The organism is Kitasatospora sp. NPDC034533 (assembly GCF_055575155.1).
This window is the reverse complement of sequence record NZ_JBVITE010000024.1, coordinates 2,973-20,109: the sequence shown is the minus strand read 5'-3', so window position 1 is coordinate 20,109 and position 17,137 is coordinate 2,973. Positions and strand designations below refer to the sequence as shown.

General features: G+C 75.1%; 3 protein-coding genes. All 3 read right to left on the bottom strand.

Annotation, left to right across the window (positions count from 1 at the left end; all coding sequences use genetic code 11):
• Positions 1–911: 911 nt before the first annotated feature.
• The 3 genes from ACZ55U_RS18650 to ACZ55U_RS18640 are packed head-to-tail and all read right to left on the bottom strand — an operon-like array spanning position 912 to position 16,912.
• Positions 912–11,633, bottom strand: a complete 10,722-nt coding sequence (locus ACZ55U_RS18650; RefSeq protein ID WP_465527220.1) for an amino acid adenylation domain-containing protein — start codon at positions 11,631–11,633, stop codon at positions 912–914.
• A complete protein-coding gene (locus tag ACZ55U_RS18645) occupies positions 11,630–16,633 on the bottom strand; it encodes an amino acid adenylation domain-containing protein (RefSeq protein WP_465527219.1) in 5,004 nt (1,667 codons plus the stop codon). Before ACZ55U_RS18645 ends, ACZ55U_RS18650 begins: the two co-directional genes overlap by 4 nt.
• A 60-nt stretch (positions 16,634–16,693) precedes the next feature.
• A complete protein-coding gene (locus ACZ55U_RS18640) occupies positions 16,694–16,912 on the bottom strand; it encodes an MbtH family protein (protein WP_316522808.1) in 219 nt (72 codons plus the stop codon).
• Between the last annotated feature and the right edge of the window lie 225 nt (positions 16,913–17,137).

Here is a 17,137-nt window from a genome sequence, read left to right as displayed (position 1 = left end):
AACCGACTCGGCGAGCGCCTCGCGCCGCGGCGCCCGATGCCGGGCGTACACATGTCCGGCTCGGACCAATCTCGGGGATGGGCCTATATTTCGGCGCTATCGGCCCTGGTCCCGGCGGTTGTGGGGGCGGGGGAGGGCGTGGGGGGTGGCGGCTGGTGGGTGGTTGTGGGGCGTGGTTGAGGGTGGTGGTCGGCGCGGGTGGGGTGCGGCCGGCGGCAGGGCCGGTGGGCGGTTTGTGGGCGTGGTTGAGGGGGCGCGGCTTGGGGGTCGTGGTGGTCGGCGCGGGGTGGAGTGCGGCCGGTGGCAGGGCCGGTGGGTGGTTGCGGGCGTGGTTGAGGGGGCTCGGTGCGGGGTGTTGGGCGGCCGGTGGCAAGGGGGCGGTTGGCGGATCGGGGAGGGCATGCGGGGCGGTGGCCGGTGGGTGGTTGTGGGGCGTGGTTGAGGGTGGTGGTCGGCGCGGAGTGGAGTGCGGCCGGCGGCAGGGCCGGTGGGTGGTTGCGGGCGTGGTTGAGGGGGCTCGGTGCGGGGTGTTGAGCGGCCGGTGGCAAGGGGGCGGTTGGCGGATCGGGGAGGGCGTGCGGGGTGGCGGCCGGTGGGCGAGTGGGGGCCGGGAAGACGTGTGGGGTGGCGGCTGATGGGCGGTTGTGGGGCGCGGGTTGGGGTGCGGGCGATGGCTGGGCCGGTGGGCGGTTGGAGGGCTGGGGGCGGGCGAGTGGTGGCGGGCGAGTGGGGGCGGCGGCTGGTGGGTCGTGGGCGGAGCGGGGCGGGGCGCGGCCGGTGGGCGGTTGAGGGCAGGGGGTGGCCGGTGGCCGGTGATCGGCGCCCGGCCCGGCGGCGGCGCGCGGGGGCGCGAAAAGGCCCTGCCCCCGCCGGGAGGCGGAGGCAGGGCGGGGTGCGGGGGGCGGGTCAGATCACGGCGTCACCGGCCAGTCGCCGAAGCGCGCGTCGGCCGCGCCGCCCGGCTGGAGGGCGGCGGAGGCCGCCTTGACGACCCGGGCGCTGGACTCGCCGTTGGTGAGGACGACCAGGCCGGAGCCCTGGTGGACCTTGAACATCGAGACCGCCTGGTAGCCGCCCGGCGATCCGCCGTGGCCGAACTCCACGTCCGGCCCGCTGTCGTCGACGATCGTGCCGAGGCCGAAGAAGCTGGTGCTGTGCGGGGTCAGCATCTGCTCCGCGAGTTCGCGCCCGATCAGCCCGAGCGGGCGGCCGAGGTAGCAGCGGCGGATCTCCGTCTCCAGCTTGGCGAGGTCGGCGGCGGTGCTCCACAGGCCGGCCGCGGACTTCTCCGGGTGGATCAGCCAGCCGCCCTCCAGGGTCCGGCCCTCGGTGTCGTGCCCGAGGGCGACGGGCCGCCCGGCGGTCTCCGGGAAGGACTGGTCGAAGCTGCTGTGCGCCATGCCGAGCGGGCTCAGCACCAGGGTGTCCATGAGGTCGGCGAAGGCCTCGCCGGTCACGTCCGTGACCATCTGCTCCAGCAGCGTGTAGTGGGCGTTGGACTGCCGGAAGGTGCCCGCCATCTCCTGCCGGACCGGGCCGGAGGCCGGCCGGACCTCGCCGCGCAGCAGCTCCACCGGGGTGGCCACCCGCTGCCCGCGCCGCACGCCGCGCCTCGGGGTCTCGGTCAGTCCGGCGGTGTGGCTGAGCAGTTGACGGACCGTCACTCCGACCATGCCGGGCAGCCGCCAGGACGTGAGGTAGCGGTTGACGTCCTCGTCCAGCGCGACCAGGCCCTCCTGGACCAGCACCAGGACGCCGAGCGCGGTGACGTGCTTGCCCCAGGAGCCGACCTGGAAGAGCGTGTCCGCCGTGACCGGCTCGCTCGACCCGGCCGCCAGGGTGCCCAGCGCCTCCAGGGCGACCAGTTCCCCGCCCTCGACCACCGCGATGCTCGCGCCGGGGACCCCGACCTCCTCCAGGACGGTCGTCAGCGAGTCGAGCGAGACCGGCCGCGGCGCCGGGGCGACGGCCCGGGCGGCCGGCGCCGGGGTGTCCAGGGCGCGCGGGGCGCGGCCCGTCGCCAGGTCGACCGCGGCCGCCAACTGCCCCAGGGTGTCGTGCTGGTAGAGCATGAAGAGGGTCACCGGCAGGTCGGCCTGCCGGGCGGCGGCGATCACCTTGATGACCAGGATCGAGTCGCCGCCGAGGCGGAAGAAGTTGTCCTCGGTGCCGATCCGCTCGATGCCGAGCGCCGCCGACCAGAGCGCGGCGATCCGCTTCTCGGTGCCGGTGCGCGGCTCGACGTACGCGCGGCCGGACTCCGTCCAGGACCCGGGCTCGGGCAGGTCGTTGCGGTCCACCTTGCCGTTGGCGGTGAGCGGGATGGTGTCCAGCTCCACGAAGACCTGCGGGATCATGGTCTCCGGCAGCGAACGCGCCAGCAGCTCGCGCAGTTCGTCCGGCTGGGCGGGCCGGCCGCCGACGGGCACCAGGTAGCCGACCAGGCGCTGGTGGCCGTTCGGGTCGGTGCGGACCGCCGCGACGGCCTCGGCGATGTACGGCAGGCGGGTCAACGCCGCCTCGACCTCGCCGAGTTCGATCCGCACGCCGCGGATCTTCACCTGGTGGTCGACCCGGCCCAGGAACTCCAGGCCGCCCTCGTCGTTCCAGGCGACCACGTCGCCGGTGCGGTACAGCCGCGAGCCGGCCGGGCCCCACGGGTCCGGCAGGAAGCGCTCGGCGGTCAGTTCGGGCCGGCCGCCGTAGCCGCGGGCCACGCCCACGCCGCCGACGTACAGCTCGCCCGCCACGCCGACCGGCACCGGCGCCATCCCGGCGTCCAGGACGTGCAGCCGGGTGTTGCGCACGGAGCGGCCGATGGTCACCCGGGCCTCGCCGATCGGGTCGCCGGCGGCGATCAGGGCGTGGGTGACGTCGTCCGAGCACTCGGTCGGGCCGTAGGCGTTGACCATCGGCACCCCGGGGAAGCGGGCGAACCAGCGCCGGCACAGGTCCGGCGGCAGCGCCTCACCGGTGACCACCATCCAGCGCAGGTGCGGGAGTTCGACGGTCAGCGCGCCGGAGTCCCAGGCGTCCATCGCGGCGCGCAGCAGCGAGGGCACGACCTCCAGGACGGTGATCCGCTCCTCGGCGACCCGGGGCAGCAGGGCCAGCGGGTCGACCGAGGTCGCGGCGTCCACGACCCGCACCGAGCCGCCGACCACCAGGGCGGAGAGCATCTGCCAGACCGAGATGTCGAAGGCCATCGAGGCGTTCTGCACCACCGAGTCGGCGGCCGTGATGGCGAGGTCCTCGATCTTCGCCAGCAGGTGGTTGGCCATGCCCCGGCGGTGCACCAGGACGCCCTTGGGACGGCCGGTGGAGCCGGAGGTGTAGATGACGTAGGCGAGGTCGTCCGGCCCGGCCAGCGGGGCGGGGTTGTCGGCCGGGTTGTGGCTCCACTCCTCCGGCCGGTCCAGCAGCACCGGCAGGGCGGCCAGGCCGGGGGCGGCGGCCAGCAGCGGCGCCATCCGGTGGGTCTCCGTCAGCAGCACCGCGATGTCCGCGTCCTGGGCCATGTAGCCCAGGCGCTCGGCCGGGTGGTCCGGGTCGAGCGGCAGGTAGGCGCCGCCGGCCTTGAGCACCGCGAGCACCGCGACGACGGTGGACGGCGAGCGGTCGGCGCAGATGCCCACCAGGGTGTCCCGGCCGACGCCCAGCTCGCGCAGGTGGTGGGCGAGCCGGTTGGCCCGCGCGTTGACCTCCGCGTAGTCCAGCACCAGGCCGTCGGCGGTGATCGCCGGGCGGTGCGGGGTGAGCGCGGCGTGCCGCTCGAACTCGGCCTCGGCCATCAGCCACACCTGCTCGCGGTCGGTCGCCGTCCAGGCGGCCAGCCGCTGCTCGTCCTGCGGGGCGAGGTAGGTGGTACGGGCGTCGCCGTCCGGGTCGGCGGCCATCGCCTCCAGCACGGCGCGGTACATCCCGGCCAGCCGGGCGCCGTTGGCCGGGCTGAGCACCGAGGTGTCGGCGGTCAGGTTGAGGCCGGCGCCGCCGGTGGCGACGCTGAGCGCGAACTCGGTGCTGCTCCGGCCGATGGCGGCGGTGGCGTCGATCTCCTCGCTGTCGAAGCCGCGGAAGTCGTGGTAGTTGAAGATCACGTCGATCTGCCGCCGGCCGCCGGCCAGTTCGCGCTGGATCGCCTGGAGCGGGTAGCGGCGGTGCGACCAGAGCTCGACCTCGCGGGCGAAGACCTGCTCGACCAGCTCGCGCCAGGTCCGCGCGGAGCGGTCCGCCGCGAACGGCAGGGTGTTGAGGTACATGCCCTGCACCCGGTCGGCGCCGGGCGCCTCCGGACGGGCGTCGCAGACCAGGCCGGTGTGGAAGCGCCCGTCCTCGGTCAGCTGGCTCATCACCTTGAGGTGGGCGGCGAGCAGGACGCTCTTCACCGACACCTTCGCCCGGGCCGCGAACGCCCGCAGCGGCTGCTCCAGGTCGCCGAGCGGCACCTGGCTGACGTGCGGCCGGCCCTCGCCGGGGGCGCCCCAGCCGGCCGGCACGGTGACCGGCGCGTGGCGCGAGACGATCCCCTGCCAGTAGCCGCGGTCCGCCGCGGAGGCGAGCGAGGCCAGCTCCCCGGCCACGAAGTCGGCGAAGCGCACGCCCGGCGCCTCGTACGGCCCGGCCTCGCCGCCGTCGCGGTACGCGCGGTAGACCTCGACCAGCTCGGTGAGCAGGGCGAACTGGCTCCAGCCCTGGGTCAGCGCGTGCGGCTGGGTGAACGCCAGCCGCCAGCCGCCCGGCTCGTCCAGGTGCACCGCGACCCGCAGCAGCGGCGGGGTGGCCGGGTCGAAGACGTCGGCGTGCTCGGCGGCGAAGAACTCCTCCAGCGCGGCCCGGCGGCCCGCCCCGTCCAGTGCGCGCAGGTCGTGCACGGCGACCGGGACCTCCAGCTCGCGGTGGACGAGCTGGAGCGGGGTGGAGAAGCCGGTGAGGTCGAAGGAGGTGCGCAGCGTCTCGTGCCGGCGGGTCAGCTCCCGGACGGCCAGCCGCAGGGCGGACTCGTCGAAGGGCCGCTCGTCGTTGATCCGGTACGAGACGCACTGGTGGTAGCTGGCCTCGCCGCCGGAGAGCATCTCGACCAGCATGCCGAGCTGCACCTGGGTGGCCGGGTAGGCGTCCGCGAGGCCCCGCGGCAGGGCCGCCCGGTCCTCGTCGGAGAGCAGCGCGAACGGCTCCACGGCGGCGGGTGACTCCGCGGGGGCCGGGCGGCCGGTGATCAGCTCGCCCAGCCCGGCGACGGTGCGCCGCTCGAAGACGTCCTTCACGGCCACGTCGTACCCGGCCCGGCGCAGGGCGCCGACCAGGGTGACGGCGCGGATGGAGTCGCCGCCGAGTTCGAAGAAGCCGTCCTCGACGCCGACCCGCTCGACCCCGAGCACCTCGGCCCAGACGGCGGCGAGCTGCTCCTCGACGGAGCTGCGCGGGGCCACGTACGCGGCCTCGTCGACCTGGGCCAGGCCGTCCGGGGCGGGCAGCGCGGCCTTGTCGAACTTGCCGTTGACGGTCAGCGGCATCGCCGCCAGGGTGACGAACGCGGCCGGGACCATGTAGTCGGGCAGCGAGCGGGCGAGCAGCGCCCGCAACTCCCTGGCCGAGGGGCTCTCCTCGCCGCTGGGCACCAGGTAGCCGACCAGCCGGTCGTCCCGGACCACCACGACGGCCTGGCGGATGCCGGGGTGCTCCAGCATCACGCCGGCGATCTCGCCGAGTTCGATGCGGTAGCCGCGGATCTTGACCTGGGTGTCGATCCGGCCGAGGAACTCCAGGGTGCCGTCGGGGCGGCGGCGGGCGAGGTCGCCGGAGCGGTAGAGGCGGGAGCCGGGCGGGCCCCACGGGTCGGGGACGAAGCGCTCGGCGGTCAGTTGGGGGCGGCCGAGGTAGCCGCGGGCCACGCCCGGTCCGGCGACGTGGATCTCGCCGGGGACGCCGATCGGGACCATCCGCCCCGCGTGGTCCAGCAGATGAATCCGAAGATCGCCGAGCGGGTCGCCCACGCGGTTGCCCGCAAGCGGGTCAAGGTCTTCCTCCTCGATCCGGTGGAAGGTGGAGTGCACGGTGGTCTCGGTGATGCCGTACATGTTGATCAGCCGGGGCCGGTCGAGGCCCATCAGGTCGACCCAGGGCCGCAGTTCGGGCACTTCGAGCTTCTCGCCGGCGAAGACGACGGCGCGCAGCTCCAGCCGGGCCAGGCGCGGGTCCCGCTCCACGGCGGCGGAGACCAGCGAGCGGAACGCCGTCGGGGTCTGGGAGAGGACGGTGACCTTCTCGGCGACCAGCAGGTCGAGGAAGTCCTCGGGCGAGCGGGTGACGGCCTGCGGGACGACGACCACCCGGCCGCCGTGCAGCAGCGCGCCCCACATCTCGAAGACGGAGACGTCGAAGGCGTACGAGTGGGACATCGAGAAGACGTCCGAGCCGTCGAAGCCGTAGTGCTCGTGCGCGGTGGTCATCAGCCGCACCACGTTGGTGTGGGTGAGCACGCAGCCCTTGGGCTTGCCGGTGGAGCCCGAGGTGTAGATCACGTAGATCACGTGCTCGGGGGAGGAGACCGGCTCCGGATTCGTGGCCGGCCGGGCGGCGATCTCCCCGGCGTCCCGGGCCAGTTCGATCACCGTGCCGGGGAAGACGCCGGCCAGCACCGGGGCGGTGCCGGGGGAGACGATCGCGAGCTTGGCGCCGGAGTCCTCCAGGGCGTAGCCGAGGCGGTCGCTCGGGTGGGCCGGGTCCAGCGGCAGGTAGCCGGCGCCGGACTTGAGGATGCCGAGCAGGGTGGGCAGCAGGTCGGCGCCGCGCTCCAGGCACATGCCGACCAGGTCCTCCGCGCCCACGCCGAAGGAACGCAGGTGGTGGGCCAGGCGGTTGGCCCGCTCGTTGACCTCGGCGTACGTCAGGTGGACGTCGCCGGCCGAGACGGCGAGGGCGTCCGGGGTGCGGGCGGCCTGGCGCTCGAACAGCTCGTGCACGGTGGCCTCGACCGGGGTGACGCGCTGGGCGGCGCCGTCGGTGAGCAGGGCCCGCTCGGCGGGCGAGACGTGGATCGCCGTGGCGTCGCCGTCCGGGTCGGCGGCCATCGCCTCCAGCACCGCGCGGTACATCCCGGCCATCCGCTCCAGGTTGGCGGGGCTGATGCTGCGCGGGGCGGCGGTGAGGATGACGTGGCCGGCGCGGGAGGCGACGGTCAGCGGGAACTCGGTCGGGCTGTCGTCGATCGCCTCGGTCTCCTGGTCGAGCAGGTCGCCGTCGATCTGGTGGAAGTCCTGGTAGTTGAAGTAGACCTCCATCAGCCGCTCGGCGCCGCCCCACTCGCGCTGGACGGCCGGGAACGGGTAGCGGCGGTGCGGCCACAGGGCCACCTCGCGGGCGAAGGTCGACGCCACCAGCTCGCGCCAGGTCCGGGCGGAGCGGTCGTGGACGATCGGGAGCGTGTTGAGGTACATGCCCAGCACCCGGTCGGCGCCCAGCCGTTCGGGCCGGGCGTCGCAGACCAGGCCGGAGTGGAAGGACCGCTCCTCGGTCAGCTGGCTGAGCACCTTGAGGTGGGCGGCGAGCACGACGCTCTTGAACGAGGCCTTGGCCTTGGTGGCCAGCGCGCGCAGCGCGGGTTCCAGGTCGCGCAGGTCGGCGGCGGCCTTCACGGTGCCGCGCTCGGCGGTGGCGTCGCCCCAGCCGGCCGGCAGCAGGTAGCGGGCGTGGCCCTGGACGACGCCCTGCCAGTAGGCGCGGTCCGCGGCCGAGTCCAGCGACTCCAGCTCGCCGGCGATGAAGTCGGCGAAGCGGACGTCCGGAACCTCGGGGCTCTCCGGGGCGAGGCCGTCGCGGACGCGGACGTAGGTGCGCAGGATCTCCATCAGCAGGGCGTGCTGGCTCCAGCCCTCCATGACCGGGTGGCACTCGGTGACGGCGATCCACCAGCCGTCGTCGGTGACCAGCGCGTGGTAGCGCATCAGCGACGGGACGGTGAGGTCGAACAGGTCGGCGCGCTCGGCGGCGGTGAAGGCGCGGATCCGGCGGGCCGTCTCCTCGGGGCCCAGGCCGCGCAGGTCGGTCGTCCCCGCGGCGGTGTCGGCGGTGGCGTGCACCAGCTGCATCGGGCGGGAGAAGCCGTTCAGGTGGATCGAGGTGCGCAGCATCTCGTGCCGCTCGGTGACGAAGCGGACGGCCGCCTCGAACGCCGGGTGGTCGAAGGGCCGGTCGTCCTTGATCCGGCCGGCGCTGACGTTGTGGTAGTTGTTCAGGCCCTCGTCGGCCAGCATCTCGACCACCATGCCGAGCTGCACCTGGGAGAGCGGGTAGGCGTCGGTGACGCCCTCGGGCAGCAGCGCGCGGTCCTCGTCGGAGATCAGCGCGAACGGCTCGACCGGGGTGAGGTGGGGCGCCGGGGCCGGGCGGCCGGTGATCAGCTCGCCGAGCCGGGCCACCGTACGGTGCTCGAAGACGTCCCGGACGGCCAGGTCGAAGCCCTTCTCGCGCAGCGCGCCGACCAGCGCGACGGCGCGGATGGAGTCGCCGCCGAGTTCGAAGAAGCCGTCCTCGACGCCGACCCGCTCGGCCCCGAGCACCTCGGCCCAGACGGCGGCGAGCTGCTCCTCGACCGGGGTGCGCGGGGCGACGTACGCCGCCGCGGTGCCGAGCGCGCCCTGGTCGGGGGCGGGCAGGGCGCGCTGGTCGAGCTTGCCGTTGACGGTGAGCGGGATGCGCTCCAGGGCGACGAAGGCGGTGGGCACCATGTAGCCGGGCAGCGCGGCCGAGCAGTGCCCGGCCAGGTCGGCCCCGGCGGGCAGGCCGGCCCCGGCCGGGACGAGGTAGGCGACCAGGCGCTTGTCGCCGGGCGTGTCCTCGCGGGCCACCACGACGCCGTCCTTGACGCCCGGGTGCTCCTGGAGCACCTTGGCGATCTCGCCGAGTTCGATGCGGTAGCCGCGGATCTTGACCTGGGTGTCGATCCGGCCGAGGAACTCCAGGGTGCCGTCGGGTCGGCGGCGGGCGAGGTCGCCGGAGCGGTAGAGGCGGGAGCCGGGCGGGCCCCAGGGGTCGGGGACGAAGCGCTCGGCGGTCAGTTGGGGGCGGCCGAGGTAGCCGCGGGCCACGCCCGGTCCGGCGACGTGGATCTCGCCGGGGACACCGATCGGGGCGAGCTCGCCGTTCGCGTCGAGCAGCCGGATGCCGAGGTCGGCCAGCGGGCGGCCGATGGCGTTGCCGGCTCCGGCGGCGAGGTCCGCGGCACCGACCGGGTGGTGGGTGGTGTGCACGGTGGTCTCGGTGATGCCGTACATGTTGACCAGCTCGGGGGTGTCCAGCCCCCGGCGCTCGACCCACTCGCGCAGCGCCGCGAAGTCCAGCGCCTCGCCGCCGAACACCACGGTGCGCAGGGCGAGTTCGGCGGGGGCGGCGCGGCGGCCGTCGGCCCGGATCAGCTGGGCGAAGGCGGACGGGGTCTGGTTGAGCACGGTGACGCGCCGCTCGGCCAGCAGGTCGAGGAAGAGCTCCGGGTCCCGCGCGGTGAGGCTCGGCACGATGACGACCCGGCCGCCGTGCAGCACCGCGCCCCAGATCTCCCAGACCGAGAAGTCGAAGGCGTAGGAGTGGAACATCGTCCAGACGTCGTCCGGCCCGAAGCCGAACCGCGGCCGGGTGGTGTCGAACAGCCGCAGCACGTTGGCGTGGGTGAGCACGCAGCCCTTGGGCTTGCCGGTGGAGCCCGAGGTGTAGATGACGTAGACGGTGTGGTCCGGTCCGGAGAGCGGCTCGGGGTCGGTGGCCGGGCCGTCCACGGCCGGGGCGTCGACCAGCTCGCCGGTGGAGACCGGGGCGATCAGCTCGCGGGTGGCCGCGTGGACGACGGTGACCTTCGCGCCGGAGTCGGCGAGCACGTAGCCGAGGCGCTCGGCCGGGTTGGCCGGGTCCAGCGGCAGGTAGCCGGCGCCGGACTTGAGCACGCCGAGCAGGCTCGGCACCAGGTCCGCGCCGCGCTCCAGGCAGACGCCGACCAGGTCCTCCGGGCCGACGCCGAGCGACCGCAGGTGGTGGGCCAGGCGGTTGGCCCGCTCGTTGACCTCGGCGAAGGTGAGCTCCCGGCCGTCGGCGACGACCGCGACGGCGTCCGGGGTGCGGGCGGCCCACTCCTCGAACCGCTGGTGCAGGGTGGTGCGGACGGGCTCGGACGGCAGGTGGCCGTCCAGCGCGCCGGTCAGCACCGCGCGCTCGTCGGCGCCGAGGATCTCCAGCCGGGAGACCGGCCGGGCCGGGTCGGCGGTGGCCGCGTCGAGCAGGGCGGCCAGGTGGCCGGCCATCCGCTCGGCGGTGGCCCGGTCGAACAGCGCGGTGGCGTACTGGAGCCGGCCGCCGAGGCCGCCGTCCCGGCGCTCCTCGACCTGGAGCAGCAGGTCGTACTTGGCGGTCACGTCGGCGAACTCGAAGGGCTCGACGGCGAGTCCGGGCAGGGCGAGGAGACCGTCGCGCTCCTCGTGCCAGGTCAGCGCGATCTGGTGCAGCGGGGTGCGGGAGGTGTCGCGCTCGGGCTGGAGTTCGTCGACCAGGCGGGCGAAGGGCACCTCCTGGTGGTCGAAGGCGTCCAGCACGGTGGCGCGGGCCCGGTCGAGCAGCTCGCCGAAGCCCGGGTCGTCGGCCCAACGGGCACGCATCACCAGGGTGTTGATGCCGTAGCCGATGAGGTGCCGCAGCTCCGGTCGGGTGCGGCCGGAGACCACGGTGCCGACGTTGACGTCGGTGCGGCCGCTGTAGCGGGCGACCAGCACCTGAAAGGCGGTGAGCAGGACGGCGAACGGCGTGGTGCCGTGCGCGTCGGCCAACGCGCGGACGCGCGAGGCCAGTTCGGCGGAGAGGGCGAGTGGCACGTCGGCGCCCGCGGTGTCCCGGACCTCCGGGCGGGGCCGGTCGGTGGGCAGCTCGGTGGGCAGGCTGTCGGCCAGCTGCCCGCGCCAGTAGTCGAGTTGGCGCTGGAGCGCCGGGCCGGCCAGCTGCTCCCGCTGCCAGGCGGCGAAGTCGGCGTACTGGACGTCCAGTTCCGGGAGCGCGGCGTCGGCGCCCTGGAGCGCGGCGGTGTAGCAGGCGCCCAGCTCGGCGGCGAAGAGGTTCACCGACCAGGCGTCGCAGGCGATGTGGTGGAACACCACGGTCAGTACGTGGTCGTCCTCGGCCAGCCGGACCAGGCCGGCCCGGGCGGGCCACTCGGCGGCCAGGTCGAAGCCTCGGCGGACGGCCCGCTCGACCTCCTCCCGGGCCCGCTCCGGCTCCCCGGTGAGGTCGGTCACCGGCAGCGCGACCGGGGCGGCCTCGTCCACCAGCTGGACCGGCTCGACGCCCAGCAGGGCGTAGCGGGTGCGCAGGACCTCGTGGCGGGCCACGATCCGGTTCCAGGCGCTCTCCAGGGCGGTGGTGTCCAGCGCCCCGCGCAGCCGGAGCACCAGCGGCACCAGGTACTCGGCGCTCTCCGGGTCCAGCCGGTTCAGGAACCACATCTGCTGCTGTCCGGTGGACAGCCGCAGCGGCTGCCCGCGGTCGGCGCGGGCGATGCCGACGGCCCGGCGGGCGCCGCGGCGCCCGGCCAGCCGGCTGCGGAGGAGCTCCTCACGGCGGGCGGCCGCGGCGTTCTTCTCGGTCTCGGCGGAAGTCATGCCTTCTGCTCCTCCATCAGCTCGGAGTCGGTCAGCTGGTCGATCTCTGCGGTGATCTCGGCCTCGACGGCCGCGGCCATCTCCGCGACGGTCGGGCCCTCGAAGACGGCCCGGACGGGCATCCGGATCTCGAACTCGGCCTGGAGTTCGGCGATCAGCGAGATCGCCAGGATCGAGTTGCCGCCGGAGTGGAAGAAGTTGTCGTGCACTCCGACGGAGGTGCCGAGCAGGTCCTGCCAGATCTCGGCGATCCGCTCCTCGACGACGGTGCGCGGGGCGACCGCCTCCCGCTCGCGCACCTCCTCGGGGGCGGGCAGGGCGGCCCGGTCGACCTTGCCGTTGGCGTTCAGCGGCAGGGCGTCGAGCGGGGTGTAGCTGGTCGGCACCAGGTAGCCGGGCAGGTACTCGGCGCAGTGCGCGCCCAGCTCCCCGGCGGTCGGCGCGGCGCCGGCCGCGGCGACGTAGTAGGCGGCGAGCCGGGCCTCCGGCTGACCGCCGCCGGTCTCCGGGGCGAGGGCGACGACCACGGCCTCGGCCACCCCCGGGTGGCGCAGCAGCGCGGCCCGGGCCTCGCCCGGCTCGATCCGGTAGCCGCGGATCTTCACCTGGTTGTCGATCCGGCCGAGGAACTCCACGGCCCCCTCGGGCAGCCAGCGGACCAGGTCGCCGGTGCGGTAGAGCCGGGCGCCGGGGGCGCCGAACGGGTCCGGCAGGAAGCGCTCGGCGGTCAGCTCCGGCTGGTCGGCGTAGCCGCGGGCGACGCCGGTGCCGCCGACGTACAGCTCGCCGACCGCGCCGACGGGCAGCGGGCGCAGCCCGCCGTCCAGGACGTACATGGTCAGCCCGGGCAGCGGGCGGCCGATCGGGACGGTGCCGGGGGTGCCGCCGGCCGGCACCGGGTGGGTGCAGGTGCCGACGGAGGCCTCGGTGGGCCCGTACTCGTTGATCAGGCGGCCCTCGCCCAGCCGGTCGGCCCACTCGCCGGCCAGCGTGCCGGAGAGGGCCTCGCCGGCCACGACCACGACGCCGGCCAGCGCGGCGGCCTGCTCGGGCGTGATCTGGCGGGAGAGCACCTCCAGGTGGCCGGGGGTGAGCTTGAGGAAGCTGAACGGACCGGCCTCGACGAGGCGTTCGCCGAGTTCGGAGAGGTCCAGCTGCTGGGGCAGCATCGTGACGGCCTGCCCGCACAGCAGCGGGGCCCACAGGTTCGGCACCACCAGGTCGAAGGCGACGGAGGAGAACACCGCCCCGCCGCCGGTGCCCTTCGAGGCCAGCTCGGCGACGGCCCACCGGAGGTGGCCCGCCAGGCCGCGGTGCGGTACGGCGACGCCCTTGGGCTTGCCGGTCGAGCCGGAGGTGTAGATCACGTACGCCAGGCGGTCCAGGTCCGGGCGCAGCCGCGGCGCGGTGGCGGGCAGCTGGGCGAGCGGCTCGGCGAGGGTGTCCAGCGCGACCGTCCGGCCCTGGTAGCCGGCCCGGAAGCGGCCGGCGTACGAGGCCTGGGTGAGCACCACCGGGGCCTGGGCGTCGGCGGCCATGGCGGCGACCCGGCCGGCCGGCCAGCTCGGGTCCATCGGGACGTACGCGGCGCCGGCCTTCCAGACCGCGAGCATGGCGGTGAGCAGGTCCGCGCCGCGGTCCAGCAGCACGCCGACCCGCGACTCCTCGGTGACGCCGAGCGACCGCAGGTGGTGGGCCAGGCGGTTGGCCCGGGCGTCGAGGCCGGCGTAGTCGGTGGTGCGGCCGGGCTCGGTGACGGCGACGGCCCGCGGGGTGAGCGCGGCCTGCTGTTCGAAGAGCTGGAGGGTGGTCCGGTCGGCCGGCAGCGGCTCGCCCACCGCCCAGTCGTCGAGCAGGGTGGCGCGCTCCTCGGTGGACAGCAGGTCGAGTTCGCCGAGGGCGGTGGCCGGGTCGGCGGCCACGGCGGTGAGCAGCCGCACGAAGCGGTCGGCGAGCGCCTGGACGGTGGCGGCGTCGTACAGCGCGGTCGCGTACTCCAGCTGCCCGGCCATGGTGCCGTCGGCGCCGCGGCGCATGTAGAGGGTCAGGTCGGTGTGGGCCAGGCCCCAGAGGGCGGCCAGGGCGTCCCGGTCCTCGGCGGTCTCGGTGGCGCCGTTGAACTCCTCGTCGTACAGGTCGAAGGCGACCTGGTAGAGCGGGGTGCGGGAGAGGTCCCGGACCGGCGCCAGCTCCTCGACCAGGCGCTCGAACGGCAGGTCCTGGTGGGCGAAGGCGTCCTGGCAGACCGCGCGCACGCGCTCCAGGGCCTCGCCGAAGCCCAGGTCGGGGGCCAGGGCGCAGCGCAGCACCAGGCTGTTGAGGAAGAAGCCGACGACGTTCTCCAGCTCGGCCCGGTCCCGGCCGGCGACGGGGGTGCCGATCGGCAGGTCCCACTGGCCGGCGTGCCGGGCGAGCAGGGCGCCGAAACCGGTGAGCAGGGTGGCGAACGGGGTCGCGCCGTGGGCGCGGCCGATCGCGGTCAGGCGCTCGGTGACGTCGGCGGGGACGGTGAAGAACACCACCGAGCCCCGGCCGTCCCGGACGGCGGCGCGCGGCCGGTCGGTCGGCGGGCCGGCCGGGGTGATGCCGTCCAGGACGCCGCGCCAGTGGTCGAGTTCGGCCCGGAGGACCTCGTCGGTGAACTGCTCGCGCTGCCACACGGCGTAGTCGGCGTACTGGACCGGGAGCGCGGGCAGTTCGGCGGTGCGCCGCCCGGTCCCGGCGGCGAGCAGTTCCTTGAGCTCGCGCTCCATGACGGCGGAGGACCAGCCGTCGGTGACGATGTGGTGCATGGTCAGGACGAGCACCTGATCCTCGCCGGGCAGCCGGGCCAGCAGGCCGCGCAGCAGCGGGCCGTTCTCCAGGTCGAAGCCCCGGCCGAACTCCTCGGTGAGCAGGGCGGTCAGCTCGGCGCGGTCCCCGTCGAGCTCGCGGACGGCGACCGCGAAGGGCTCCTGGACGAACTGGAGCGACTCGCCGTCCACCACGGCGTAGCGGGTGCGCAGCGCCTCGTGCCGGGCGACCAGGGCGTCGACGGCGCGGCGGACGTGCTCGGCGCGGGTGTCGGCGGGCAGCCGCAGGAACATGCCGGCCACCCACTCGGCGCTCCCCGGGTTCATCCGGTCCATGAACCAGAGCCGGTGCTGGCCGAAGGATAGCGGCAGGCCGCCCCCGCGGGGGACGGGGACGATCGCGGGGGACTGCGGGGAGGCCTCCTCGGCGGGCGCGAACAGCCGGGCCATCGCCTCGACGGTGGCGGCGGCCAGCAGCGCCCGCAGCTTGACCTCCCGGCCGAACAGCCCGGAGAGCCGGTTGGCGAGCCGGGTGAGCTGGAGCGAGGTGCCGCCGAGCCGGAAGAAGTCGTCGTCCAGCCCGACCCGCTCGACCTTCAGCAGCTCCTGCCAGACCTCGGCGATCCGCCGCTCGGCCTCGGTGACCGGGGCCCGGTGGGAGGCCCGGTCGGCGTCCGGCACCGGCGCCGGGAGGGCCCGCCGGTCCACCTTGCCGCTGGAGTTCAGCGGGAACCGCTCGACCTCGACGAAGGCGGCGGGCAGGTGGGTGCGCGGCAGCCGCTCGGCCAGGAAGCCGCGCAGCTCGCCGACCACGGAGGCGTCGCGGGTGCGGACGTACGCGGCCAATCGCAGCCCGCCGTCCGGGGCGGTGAAGGTGGTGACGACGGCGCCGGCCACGCCGGGGTGGGCGGCGAGCGCGGTCTCCACCTCGCCCGGCTCGATCCGGACGCCGTTGACCTTGGCCTGGTCGTCGGCGCGGCCCAGGTACTCCAGCACGCCGTCCCTGCGCCAGCGCACCCGGTCCCCGGTGCGGTAGAGGCGCGAGCCGTCCTCGGCGTACGGGTCCGGCACGAAGCGCTCGGCGGTGAGGTCCGGGCGGCCCAGGTAGCCGCGGGCCACCCCGATGCCGCCGGCGCACAGCTCGCCGGGCACGCCGACCGGCGCCGGCCGGCCGTTGGCGTCGGCGACCAGCACCCGCATGTTGTCCAGCGGGCGGCCGATCGGCACCGGGCCGGTCAGCTGGGCGCGGTCGAAGCGGTGGGCGGTGACGTCGATGGAGCACTCGGTCGGGCCGTAGGTGTTCCACACCTCGACGTCGACGTGCTCCAGCACCCGGTGGACGAGTTCGGCGTGCAGCGCCTCGCCGGCCGAGAAGAGCAGCCGCAGCGAGCCGCAGCCCTCCCAGCCCGGCTCCTCGACGAGCAGCCGCAGCACGGACGGGACGACCTGGAGGACGGTCACGCCGTGTTCGGCGGTGGCGCGCAGCAGGGCGGCCGGGTCGCGCTCGGCGCCGACCGGCGCGAGCACCACGGCGGCGCCGCTGATCAGCGGGGCGAAGACCTCCCAGCAGTGCGCGTCGAAGGTCAGCGCGGTCTTCTGGAGCACCCGGTCGTCGGCGGCGAGGCCGGGGCCGCGCAGCAGCCAGTCGATCCGGTTGCCGATCCCGGCCTGGGTGACGACGACGCCCTTGGGGGTGCCGGTCGAGCCGGAGGTGTGGATGACGTACGCGGCGTCGGCCGGGGCGAGGCCCGGCACCGGCGCGGTACGCGGGAACTCCTCGGTGGCGGTGCGCAGTTCGGCGGGGGTGAGGACGCGGACGGCCGCTCCGGCGAACAGGCCGGCGGCGTCCTCCTCGGCCAGCACCAGGGCCGGGCGGGTGTCCCGGACCGTCCAGTCGAGCCGGGCGGCCGGCTGGTCGGGGTCGAGCGGGACGTACGCGCCGCCGGCCCGCCAGACCGCGAGCAGCGCGACCACCAGGTCGACGCCGCGCCGCAGGCAGACGCCGACCACGCGGTCCGGGCCGACGCCCTGGTCGCGCAGGAAGTGGGCGAGCCGGTTGGCCCGTTCGTCGAGCCGGGCGTAGCTGAGCTCGACCCGCCCGTCGACCACGGCGACCCGGTCCGGCGTGCGCGCCGCCTGCCGGGCGACGAGCTCGTGGACGGGGGTGAACTCGCCGGTTGAGCCGTTCGACCACGACTCGGGAATCATAGGTACTCCTCATACGGTCGGCAGCTGCCGATGGGCGGGTCAGGGACGGGCCGTCCGCGCTCAGGCGGCGGTGTGCTCCATGCGCTGACGCAGGCTCAGCGGGCGCATGTCGGTCCACACCCGGCCGATGTGGGCCAGGGCGTCCTCACGGCTGCCGGCGAAGCCCTCGGCGCGCCATCCGGCGGGCAGCTCGCGGTCGGCGGCCCAGATCGAGTACTGCTCCTCGTCGTTGAGCACCACCAGGAAGGAAGGGGCGGTGTCGTTCGTCGCAGTGGACATGGAAATCTCCTCGGCCTCACGAGACAGGGGGTGATGTTGTGAACCAGCCTCGGGGCAGCGGCTATACGCCATCTCTGCGCCGGCTGTGGGTCGGATCGGTGATCACCCGGACACGCGGAGGGGGGGGGGGGGGGGGGGGGGGGGGGGGGGGGGGGGGGGGGGGGGTAGGGGTGGGGGGGGGGGGGCCTCCCCGGTGGGGAAGGACCCCCCACAGACCTCCACTTT

Excerpts from the sequence above, each read along its gene's own strand:
- ACZ55U_RS18650 (WP_465527220.1), bottom strand. The coding sequence starts at position 11,633 with ATGACTTCCGCCGAGACCGAGAAGAACGCCGCGGCCGCCCGCCGTGAG.
- ACZ55U_RS18645 (WP_465527219.1), bottom strand. The coding sequence starts at position 16,633 with ATGATTCCCGAGTCGTGGTCGAACGGCTCAACCGGCGAGTTCACCCCC.
- ACZ55U_RS18640 (WP_316522808.1), bottom strand. The coding sequence starts at position 16,912 with ATGTCCACTGCGACGAACGACACCGCCCCTTCCTTCCTGGTGGTGCTC.